Origin of the sequence: Rhodopseudomonas sp. B29 (assembly GCF_000333455.1) — a bacterium.
Classification (GTDB): Bacteria; Pseudomonadota; Alphaproteobacteria; order Rhizobiales; family Xanthobacteraceae; genus Rhodopseudomonas.
In genome coordinates, this window is sequence record NZ_BADD01000399.1 from 1 (window position 1) to 11,234 (window position 11,234).

Consider the following 11,234-nt stretch of genomic DNA (forward strand, 5'->3'; position numbering starts at 1 on the left):
ATGTCGCCCCTTCATCGACCGATCGTGACGCCGAGCGCCAGCGACACGAGATAGAAGGCTGCGAGCGACGCGTCTTCTTTCAGCTCCGTGACGCGCGACACCACGCCGGCCAGGATCGCCACCGCGAAGCCGGCAATCAGGCCACCGACGGTCATCGCGAACAGATTGAGCCCGGACAGCAGAAAGCCGATCGCGGCACCGGGCAGGATCGCGTGCGCCATGGCGTCGCCGACCAGGCTCATCCGTCGCAGCATCAGGAAGACGCCGATCGGCGCGGAGCCGAGCGACAGCGCCACCACGCCGGCGAGCGCGCGGCGCATGAATTCGAATTCGGTGAACGGCGTCACCAGCGTATCGACGAGTATCATCGCGCTAGGCTGCCTCGGATGCCGCGGGGGCGTCATTGCAAGCGCCGGCGCGCTCGTCGAACGCCTCGCACATTCGCCGCGCCGCGGCCTGGTTCTCGGAGGACAGCACCTCGGCGGTCGGGCCCCAGGCCACGACGCTCCGCGCGAGCAGAAGAGTTTCGGGGAATTGCTCGCGCACCAGGTCGAGGTCGTGCAGCGCCGCCACGATGGTGCGGCCCTCGCCGTGCCAGCGCCGCAGCAGCGCGACGAGATCGGCGATGGTCTTGGCATCGACGGCGTTTGAACGGCTCGTCGAGCACGATCAGCCGCGCATCCTGCAGAAGCACGCGGGCAAACAGCATCCGCTGGGTCTGGCCACCCGACAGCGTGCCGATATTGCGGTTCTCGAATCCCGACAGCCCGACCGCGGCCAGCGCGGCGACGATACGGTCGCGTCCCGCTTTGCCGATTCGGCCGAACGCGCCGGTCGTCCGCCACAGCCCGGTGCCGACGAAATCGAACACCGAGATCGGGAAGCTGCGATCGATCTCGGCGCTTTGCGGCAGATAGGCAATGTCGCGGACATCGATGCCGCCGCGGGCGATCGAACCGGACAGCGGCTTCAGAATGCCGACCAGGCCGCGAAACAGAGTGGACTTGCCGGCTCCGTTCGGCCCCACCACCGCCAGTAGAGTGCCGTCGGCGATTTCGCCCGACAGATGATGCACCGCCGGGTGACGGTCATAACCGAGGGTGACATTGCGAAATTGCAGCAGCGCAGCCATCGCCATCACCTCATGGCCAGAAGGACGGCCGTCCAGAGCGCGACGCTGATGCCCATCGCCGCCGCCAGCCGGCCCGCAACACCCATTCGCAAGATCGACCAAGGGGCCGCCTCGGCCGGATGCGGCGCCTCGGCGGGATGATGATGGTGGTGCGAATCGGGTGCGTGCATGGCGGGCCTGCGGCAGAGTGAAGCTAACGTTATAATGTAACGCCCCAGAACGGTCCATTCCCCGGTCAAGTGTGACGAAAAGGTGGCCACCGACCGGCTAAAAAGCGGACTTTTAAGGGTTCCTTAGGGAACCTTTGACGATTTGTTATCCATGGAAAACTCGTGGCATAGCAATCGGTTAGTTCCACCTCCCGGGTTGCGTTCGGGTGACAGCATTTTATGCAAAATCTGGCTAAGTCACTTCACCGACCCGGTCGCCTCAGGCGGCTGATCGACACTTGAGTCTGGAGAATACAAAATGAAAAAGCTTCTTCTGGGTACCGTTGCCCTGTTCGTCGTGGGCGCAACCCTGCCGGCCATGGCCGCCGATCTCGGCGCCCGTCGCACCTATACCAAGGCCCCGGAATATACCCCGGCGCCGATCTATAACTGGACCGGTTTCTACATCGGTGGTCACATCGGCGGCGCCTTCGCCGGCGACAACTCCATCGGCACCGGCGTTACCGCCAGCAACAACGGCAAGTTCCTCGGCGGTGTGCAGGCTGGTTACGACTGGCAGTTCGCTCCGAGCTGGGTGCTCGGTATCGAAGGTCAGTACTCCTGGCTGAGCGGCACCAACCAGTCGGTCACCTTCGGTGCTCCGGGCGCGGTGTTCGTGTACTCCGACAACCAGCGTGGTCTGGCTTCGGTCACCGGCCGCCTCGGCTACACCTGGGGCCCGGCGATGATCTACGCCAAGGGCGGTTACGCCTACGCCGACTACAGCTCGAGCCTGACCTTCAACGGCGTGGGCGTCTCGATCAGCAGCAAGTCGGACGGTTACACCGTCGGCGGCGGTCTCGAGTACATGTTCGCTCCGAACTGGTCGGGCAAGATCGAGTACCAGTACTACGACTTCGGCAACGTCACCCTGGCTCCGGGCTTCTCGGCCAAGAACGACGAGCACGTTGTCAAGGCCGGCCTGAACTACCGCTTCAACTGGGGCGGTCCGGTCGTCGCCAAGTACTGAGATCAGTACTCAGCGATCTTGCGATCGTAATCTGGAAGGGCCGGCCTCGTGCCGGCCCTTTCTTTTTGGTTTGGTTGTCGGCGCGACGAGATTCTCGCATTTCAGCCTGATCCGCTCGCGAAATGCACGATAGGCGCGATTAGCGCCCCGATTTCACAACTAAATTAACTCCCCTACCTCAATACTCACCCGCAGTCCCAGCCAACAAAGGGAAACGGAGGAGCAGACCATGGGGGGCGGAATGAAGCCGGCCGAAAAGCACCACAAGAAGAAGTGGCGGCGGCCGGCCATACGGCTCGGCATTCGCAGCAGCCTGTTCGCGGCGTTCGGGGTAATCGCCGGCATGGCGATCCTGATCAGCGCCGGCGCGGGCATCAGCCTGCACCAGCTCGGCGCCAGCATGACCAGCCTGAGCGGCCGCGACCTTCCCAAGCTTGCCGCCAGCCAGCAGCTTGCCACCCAAAGCGAAAGCCTGGCCAGCCAGGCCCCGGTGCTGCTCGATTCCGGCACGCCGGACCAGCTCAAGGAACGCGCCGAGCGGATGCGGGCAGCCCAAAAGCTGGCGATGCAGAACCTCGAGGAAATCGCCGCCTACCAGGCCGACCGCGGCGTGGTCGAAGCCCTGCGCGAGACGCTCAAGAGCATCGACGACACCATCCGCAGCCTCGGCGCCGCCGCACAGGAACGCCTGACGCTGGCGAAACAGCACTCCGTGCTGTTCGACGCGCTGCGAGGCTCGCACGACGCCTTCATCCAAGTCGCGACGCCGGCGATGCTTGACGCCCAGATCCGGATGAACGCCACGCTGTCGTCGGCCAATCTGTCCCAGGACGACGCCGTCGAGGACGGAAGGCGCATCGAGCAACTCGGCAACGTCATCGCCCAGAGCAATCTGATCGCATCAAATCTGATGGCGGCGCTGTCGGCGCCGGGCGCCGAAGCGATCGAGCCGCTGGAGCGCAGTTATAAAGACGCCCGAGCGCTGGTGGAATCCAACCTCGCCGGCATGCCCGAGACCGACACCACGAAAACCATCAGCGCTGCCGCGCAAAAGCTGATGACGCTCGGCACCGGCAAGACCGGCGTGTTCGAGCTGCGCCAGAAGGAGCTCGACGCCGCCGAATATCGTGACCTTCTGCTCGACGAGACCCGCAAGCTCAATGTCGGACTTGGCATCAGCGTCAAAGGCCTGGTCGACAACGTCCGCGCCGACACTGCCGCGCAGGCCGCCGGCACACAGCAGCAGGTCGCCCTTGCGACCGAGGTGATGATCGGGCTCGGCCTGCTCACTCTGATCGGGTCGGCCCTGTTCGTCTGGCTCTATGTCGGCCGCAGCATTCTGCGCCGGATCGGCGAGCTGCAGCGGGCGATGCTCAGCCTGTCCAAAGGTGAGCTCGACGTCGCGATCGCGCGCGGCCGTCACAGCGACGAGATCGCCGCCATGGCCGACACGCTCGATGTGTTCCGCGACGGCATGATCCAGGCGCGGTCGCTCAGCGAAGAACAAGACAAGGACCGCGCCGCCAAGGCGGAGCGCACCTCACGCATCGAAGCCCGCATCGCCGCGTTCGAGGCGGCGGTCGGCACCGCGATGCAGCGGCTGGAAGCTTCGACCGGCGCCATGCAGGAGACCGCCAACGGCATGGCGCAGACCGCGGAGAAGTCGAGCGCGCTGGTCGGCGCCGTCGCGGCTGCTGCGGAGGAAACCTCCGTCAACGTCCAGACCGTCGCCTCCGGCACCGAGGAACTGACGACCTCGATCAACGAAATCAGTCGGCAGGTAGTGGTCTCGGCCGAGATTGCGGGCAAAGCCGTGCAGCAGGCGTCGGCGACGGACGCCACCATGCAGGGGCTCGCCGAGAATGCCGAACGCATCACTGCGGTGATCGACCTGATCCAGAGCATCGCGTCGCAGACCAATCTCCTGGCGCTCAACGCCACCATCGAGTCGGCCCGTGCCGGCGATGCCGGCCGCGGCTTTGCCGTGGTGGCGGCCGAGGTCAAGAGCCTGGCCAGCCAGACGGAGAAAGCGACCGAGGAAATCCGCGCGCAGATCGCAGCGATGCAGACTGTCACGACTTCTGCGGTCGGCGCCATCCGCGGCATCGGCCAGACCATCACGGCGATCAACGAGGTGACCACCGCGATCACCGCCGCCGTCGAACAGCAGGGCGCGGCGACCCGCGAAATGGCGACCAACATCCAGCACGCCGCCGGTGGCACCCAGCAAGTGTCGGGCAACATCGTCGGCGTCAGCGCTGCGACGTCGCAGGCCGGAGCGGCGGCGAGCGAGGTGCTGAACGCCTCCGGCGCGCTGCGCCAGGAAGCCGAACAGCTGCGCCGCGAGATCGACGACTTCCTCGGCAGCATCCGCGCCGCTTAATCCCGCAGGGTGGCATTCATCCGCCGCGGTGGCGGCCTGTCCGCCGCCGCTCATCCGCGAAGGCTCCGCAGCACGCAGCCGCGCCTGCGGATTTCGGGGCTGGTGTCGCCTTCGGCCTGCCGCTAAGCCGGTGACAGGAGGCGACTGCCCTATGCACAGCACGATCGCGAACGCGGCCCCGACCGAAGAATTGCGCTACCCGTGGGACCGTCATCCCGGCGCCGACCAGGCCGTCGAAATCGCGCCCGGCATTCTCTGGCTCCGGCTGAAGCTGCCGTTCCGGCTCGATCATGTGAACATATATTTGCTCGCTGACGGCGACGGCTGGGCGCTTGTCGATACCGGCTTCGGCAACGACTCCACCATTGCGGCCTGGGAGACGTTGTTCGCCGGCGCTCTGCAGGGTTTCCGTATCAGCCGCGTCATCGTCACCCACGCGCATCCCGATCACGTCGGCATGGCGGGCTGGATCGTGCAGCGCTTCGGCTGTCCGTTCTACATGTCGCAGATCGAGTATCTGCAGGGCGTGTATCACCAGAACCGGCGCACCGAAGAGCGGATTGTAAATTCGCGTCAGTTCTTCCGCCGCCACGGCATCGCCGAGAAGACGATCGAACAGCTCGTCGGACGCGGTCAGGATTACTTGAAGAAGACGGTGCCGCTGCCGGCAGCCTATCGGCGCCTCAGCCACGGCCAGGACATCACCATCGGCGCACGCACCTTCCGCATCTTCACCGGCGCCGGGCATTCGCCCGACCAGGTGATGCTGTATTGCGCGGCGGACCGGCTGTTTCTCTCCGCCGATCAGGTACTGAGCAAGATCTCCCCGAATGTCAGCGTCTGGGCCCACGAGCCCGACGAGGACGCGCTCGGCTCCTATTTGAACTCGCTGGCGCAGCTGTCGTCTTTGTTGCCGGACGATGTGCTGGTTCTGCCCGGCCACGGCGTGCCGTTCTACGGCGTCAAGACACGCATCAAACAGCTCGCCGACCATCACCAGGAGCGTTGTGGCATGATCGCCGACGCCTGCCGCGAGCGGGCGATGACTTCCGCCGAGCTGGTGCCGGTGGTGTTCAACAAGCATGTGCTCGACGCCCACCAGACCGGTTTCGCCCTCGGAGAGCTGATCGCCCACGTCAACTACATGGTGGGTCAGGCGCGACTCCGCGGTGAGCTGGATGCCGACGGCGTGCTGAGGTTCCGCACCGCCTGACCTTTGTCAGCATTGTTCCGGACACCGGGCGTATAGGCGCAAGGCATTGATCCGCATCAAGCATTCGGTCCGCAAATGCGGATAAGCAGGTCGCGTCGGGCGCGGACCTCATAGCCAATTGCGCCTCGACATCGATGCTGGAAGAGTTCTAATAGCCGCGACGGGCCGACCGATCGGTCGCTGTCGCCCCGTTTTCCCGGGTCTTTCCGATCAGGTCATCGCGATGCAGTACAGCAAATTCTTCTCGGATGCTCTCAACCGCCTGCACGACGAGCGCCGCTACCGCGTGTTCGCCGACCTCGAGCGGATCGCGGGCCGGTTTCCGCACGCCGTGTGGCACTCCAATTCGGGTGCTCGCGATGTCGTGATCTGGTGCTCGAACGATTACCTCGGCATGGGCCAGCACCCGAAGGTGGTCGGCGCGATGGTCGAGACCGCGACGCGGATCGGCACGGGCGCCGGCGGCACCCGCAACATCGCCGGCACCAATCATCCGCTGGTGCAACTCGAGCGTGAAATCGCCGACCTGCACGGCAAGGAAGCATCGCTGCTGTTCACCTCGGGCTACGTCTCCAACCAGACCGGCCTGTCGACGCTCGGCAAGCTGATCCCGAACTGCCTGATCCTGTCCGACGCGCTCAACCACAACTCGATGATCGAAGGCATCCGCCAGTCGGGCTGCGAGCGCGTGGTCTGGCGTCACAACGACACCGCACATCTCGAAGAGCTGCTGATCGCCGCCGGCCCCGACCGGCCGAAGCTGATCGCTTGCGAGAGCCTGTATTCGATGGACGGCGACATCGCGCCGCTCGCCAAGATCTGCGATCTGGCCGAGAAGTACAACGCCATGACCTATGTGGACGAAGTCCACGCGGTCGGCATGTACGGCGCCCATGGCGCCGGCGTCGCCGAGCGTGACGGCGTCATGGCCCGCATCGACATCATCGAAGCGACTCTGGCCAAGGCATTCGGCTGCCTCGGCGGTTACATCACCGGCAAGGCCGAAGTGATCGACGCCGTGCGCTCCTACGCGCCGGGCTTCATCTTCACCACCGCGCTGCCGCCGCCGATCTGCGCCGCCGCGACCGCCGCGATCAAGCACCTGAAATCGTCGTCGTGGGAGCGCGAGCGCCACCAGGACCGCGCCGCCCGTGTCAAGGCGGTGCTCAACAACGCCGGCATCCCGGTGATGCCGACCGACACCCATATCGTGCCGGTGTTCGTCGGCGATGCCGAGAAGTGCAAGGCCGCCTCCGACCTGCTGCTCGAAGACCACGGCATCTACATCCAGCCGATCAACTATCCGACCGTCGCGCGCGGCCTCGAGCGGCTGCGGATCACCCCGTCGCCGTATCACGACGACCGGCTGATCGACGCGCTGGCGGAAGCGCTGGTCCAGGTCTGGAACAAGCTGGGCCTGCCGCTCGGCGCCAAGGCCATCGCGGCCGAGTAATCTGCCGCGCGCGTTCGTCGAGACGCGCGCGCACCCTCCGACGACCGACGACCAGCCGAATTGCGGCGGGGGCCGTGCTATGGCCGGGAGACGCAGCCGGATTCGTGCCGGCAGCGAGCTCCGGCCATAGTTTTTTGTCGATCCGACTCCCCTCGCATTAAGCGCTACCTCCGTACGATCCCGCCCGACGTCAAAAACGCGTAGTCACGCGGCCCTGATACGCGGTAAAAACCGCCCCGCGCATGACGCGCGAGGAGCATGGACGCGATGCTGCACGATTGGGGCGTGATCCTCGCCGCGCTCGGCTATATCGGCTTCCTGTTCTATGTGGCGAGCACCGGCGACCGGCTGTCGCGCTTCCGGACCGGCCGTGCCGGCGGCCTGATCTACCCACTGTCGCTGGCGATCTACTGCACCTCGTGGACGTTCTTCGGCTCCGTCGGCTCCGCCAGCCGCACCAGCATCGACTTCCTCGCCATCTATGTGGGCCCGATACTGATGATCAGCCTCGGCGCGCCGCTGCTGCGCCGCGTCATAAGACTCACCAAGTCGCAGAACATCACTTCGATTGCCGACTTCATCGCCGCGCGCTACGGCAAGAGCCAGACCGTCGCCGCCACCGTGGCGGTGATCGCCATCATCGGTTCGGTGCCTTACATCGCGCTGCAACTCAAAGCGGTGGCGTCGTCGCTGCAGACCATCCTGGGCGACGACCGCGGTATCGCCAACATTCCGATCGTCGGCGACATGGCGCTGATCGTGGCGATGGCGATGGCGCTGTTCGCGGTGCTGTTCGGCACCCGCCAGGCCAGCGCTACCGAGCATCAGCACGGATTGATGCTGGCGATCGCCACCGAGTCGATCGTCAAGCTGGTGGCGTTCATCGCCGCAGGCGTGTTCGTCACCTTCTGGATGTTCAACCCGCACGATCTGCTCGAGCGGGCAATGAAGATGCCGGAGGCGGTGCGGGCGCTCGACTACACGCCGTCGGCTGCCAATTTCATCACCATGACGGCGCTGTCGTTCTGCGCTTTCCTGATGCTGCCGCGGCAGTTTCACGTCAGCGTGGTCGAAAATTCCAGCGACGCCGAAGTCGGCCGCGCCCGCTGGCTGTTCCCGCTGTATCTGGTCGCCATCAACCTGTTCGTGATCCCGATTGCCATCGCCGGCCTCGTCACCTTCCCGTTCGGACAGGTCGACAGCGACATGTACGTGCTGGCGCTGCCGATCGAGGCCAAGGCGCCGCTGCTCAGTGTCGCCGTGTTCATCGGCGGCCTGTCGGCCGCCACCGCGATGGTGATCGTCGAATGCGTCGCGCTCGCCGTGATGGTGTCGAACGATCTGGTGATGCCGCTGGTGCTGAAGCGCCACGCGCCGACACCCGGCGGCCAGCGCAGTTTCGCCGGCCTGCTGCTGACGGTGCGGCGACTCGCGATCTTCGGCATCCTGATCCTGGCCTATCTGTACTATCAGGCGCTCGGCACCGCGCAGCTCGCCACGATCGGCCTGCTGTCGTTCGCCGCCATCGCGCAGTTCGCGCCGGCGTTCTTCGGCGGTCTGATCTGGCGCCGCGCCACCGCGCAGGGCGCGATCGGCGGCATGTTGATCGGCTTCGCCGCCTGGGCCTACACGCTGTTCATCCCGAGTTTCATGGAAAGCTCGACCGCCGGCATGCTGCTGTTGCAGCACGGCCCATGGGGCATCGAGGCGCTGCGGCCGCAGGCCCTGCTCGGCGCCGATCTGCCGCCGCTGGTCCACGGCGTGCTGTGGAGTCTGTCGCTCAACCTGCTGGCCTATGTGGTGCTGTCGCTGCTGAGCCGCCCGACCTCGATCGACCGGCTGCAGGCGGAAGTGTTCGTGCCCGATACGCTGACGCCGATGACGCCGGCATTCCGGCGCTGGCGCACCACCGTGACGGTGCAGGACATCCTCAACGCGGTGGCGCAATATCTCGGGCCCGACCGGGCGCGGGAGTCGTTTCGCAATTTCGCCAGCAGCCGCGCCCTGTCGCTCGATCCGGCCGCGCCGGCGGATTTCGAGCTGCTCAAGCACGCCGAGCATCTGATCGCGTCGTCGATCGGCGCGGCGTCGTCGCGCCTGGTGCTGTCGCTGCTCCTGCGCAAGCGCACGGTGTCGGCCGAGGCGGCGCTGAAACTGCTCGACGATTCTCACGCCGCGCTGCATTTCAACCGCGAGATCCTGCAGACAGCGCTCAATCACGTCCGCCAGGGCATCGCGGTGTTCAATCCCGAGCTGCAGCTGATCTGCTCCAACCGGCAGTTCGGTGAAATTCTGGGACTGCCGCCGCACATCATCCAGATCGGCATTCCGCTGATCGAGATCCTGGAGTTTCTCGCCAGCAACGCGGCGAATGCCGGCGACGCCGAAGCGCAGACCCAACTGCGCTTCGCGTCCTACACCACCGAAGGCGAGCCGTTCATCGAGCGGTTTCCCGATCGGCATCTGGTGGTGGAAGTCCGCGCCAACCGCATGCCGGACGGCGGGCTGGTGATCACCTTCTCGGACGTCACCCCGAGCTTCGAGGCGGCCGAGGCGCTGGAGCGCGCCAACGCCAATCTCGAACGCCGCGTGCGCGAACGCACCGAAGAACTAACGAGGCTGAACTCGCAGCTCGCGCTGGCCAAGAGCACCGCCGAAGAAGCCAACATCTCCAAGACGCGCTTCCTCGCCGCCGCCAGCCACGACATTCTGCAGCCGCTGAATGCGGCCCGTCTCTACGCCACCAGCCTGGTCGACCGCCAGAGCGGCGGCGAAGACGCCCGCCTGGTCGACAACATCGACGAGTCGCTGCAGGCGATCGAGGAGATCATCGGCGCGCTGCTCGACATCTCGCGGCTCGACGCCGGCGCGATGACGCCGTCACTGTCGAGCTTCGTGATCGGCGACCTGATGCGCTCGCTCGAGATCGAGTTCGCCCCAACGGCGCGCGCCAAGGGACTGAAGCTGACCTTCGTGCCGTGCTCGCTGCCGGTGCAGTCGGACCGGCTGATGCTGCGGCGGCTGCTGCAGAACCTGATTTCCAACGCCATCAAGTACACGCCGCAGGGCCGCGTCCTGATCGGCTGCCGCCGCGTCGGCCAGTCGCTGCGGCTGTGCGTCTATGACACCGGCGTCGGCGTCCCGCTGCTCAAGCGCGGCGAAATCTTCAAGGAATTCCATCGCCTCGAACAGGGCGCCCGGATCGCCCGCGGCCTCGGCCTCGGTCTGTCGATCGTCGAGCGGCTGGCGCGGGTGCTCGGCCATGGGCTGTCGCTCGACGCCAATCGCAGCGGCGGCTCGTGCTTTGCGGTGACGGTGCCGGTCGCCGACGCGGTCAACCACACCGCGGCCGTTACCACCGCGACGCCGCTGTCGCGCGCCTCGATGAGCGGCATCCTGGTCGTCTGCATCGAGAACGATCCGGCCATCCTCGACGGCATGAAAACGCTGCTGACGACCTGGGACGCCAAGGTGATCGCGGTCGCCGATCCGGAAGCCGCCATCAAGGCGATCGAGGCCAGCGAGCAGCGCATCACCGGGCTGCTCGTCGACTACCACCTCGACCGCGGCAACGGCATCGCGGCGATCCGCGACATCCGCGCCCGCTTCGGCCAGACCATCCCGGCAATCCTGATCACCGCCGACCGCAGCCCCGGCGTCCGCGCCTCGGCCCGGCAGGAAGAGATCGCGGTACTGAACAAGCCGGTGAAAGCCGCGTCGCTGCGCGCCCTGCTGAGCCAATGGCATGCGCAGCAGCAGGTGGCGGCGGAGTAGGTCTCTAAACGCGCCTCTCCCCGTCATTGCGAGGAGCGAAGCGACGAAGCAATCCAGCCCAGTTTACGGAGCTGGATTGCTTCGCTTCTCTCGCAATGAC

6 protein-coding genes and 2 pseudogenes are annotated in these 11,234 nt (G+C 65.8%); 5 read left to right on the forward strand and 3 right to left on the reverse strand.

Features of this window, described 5'->3' with window-relative positions:
* Window positions 1–20: 20 nt before the first annotated feature.
* The 3 genes and pseudogenes from I5M_RS14180 to I5M_RS33140 all read right to left on the reverse strand — a co-directional run.
* Window positions 21–368: pseudogene (locus tag I5M_RS14180) on the reverse strand (metal ABC transporter permease); the annotation flags it as partial.
* A 4-nt stretch (window positions 369–372) separates the two neighbouring features.
* Window positions 373–1,132, reverse strand: a pseudogene (locus tag I5M_RS29785) (metal ABC transporter ATP-binding protein).
* A 5-nt stretch (window positions 1,133–1,137) separates the two neighbouring features.
* A complete protein-coding gene (locus tag I5M_RS33140; protein ID WP_199900037.1) occupies window positions 1,138–1,302 on the reverse strand; it encodes a hypothetical protein in 165 nt (54 codons plus the stop codon).
* A 298-nt stretch (window positions 1,303–1,600) separates the two neighbouring features.
* On the opposite strand from I5M_RS33140, the gene I5M_RS14195 reads away from it, so the two are divergent.
* The 5 genes from I5M_RS14195 (at window position 1,601) to I5M_RS14215 (ending at window position 11,134) form a co-directional block, all read left to right on the forward strand.
* Window positions 1,601–2,311, forward strand: a complete 711-nt coding sequence (locus I5M_RS14195; protein ID WP_022722000.1) for an outer membrane protein — start codon at window positions 1,601–1,603, stop codon at window positions 2,309–2,311.
* Window positions 2,312–2,552: 241 nt separating this feature from the next.
* Window positions 2,553–4,694, forward strand: a complete 2,142-nt coding sequence (locus I5M_RS14200; RefSeq protein ID WP_022722001.1) for a methyl-accepting chemotaxis protein — start codon at window positions 2,553–2,555, stop codon at window positions 4,692–4,694.
* 151 nt (window positions 4,695–4,845) lie between these two features.
* Window positions 4,846–5,907, forward strand: coding sequence for an MBL fold metallo-hydrolase (locus I5M_RS14205; RefSeq protein WP_022722002.1), 1,062 nt, complete (start codon window positions 4,846–4,848; stop codon window positions 5,905–5,907).
* A 223-nt stretch (window positions 5,908–6,130) separates the two neighbouring features.
* The gene (hemA, locus tag I5M_RS14210) at window positions 6,131–7,360 is read left to right on the forward strand and encodes a 5-aminolevulinate synthase (protein ID WP_022722003.1); all 1,230 of its coding nucleotides are present in this window, start codon (window positions 6,131–6,133) and stop codon (window positions 7,358–7,360) included.
* Window positions 7,361–7,627: 267 nt separating this feature from the next.
* A complete protein-coding gene (locus tag I5M_RS14215; protein WP_031336387.1) occupies window positions 7,628–11,134 on the forward strand; it encodes a PAS domain-containing hybrid sensor histidine kinase/response regulator in 3,507 nt (1,168 codons plus the stop codon).
* The last annotated feature ends 100 nt before the right edge of the window (window positions 11,135–11,234 follow it).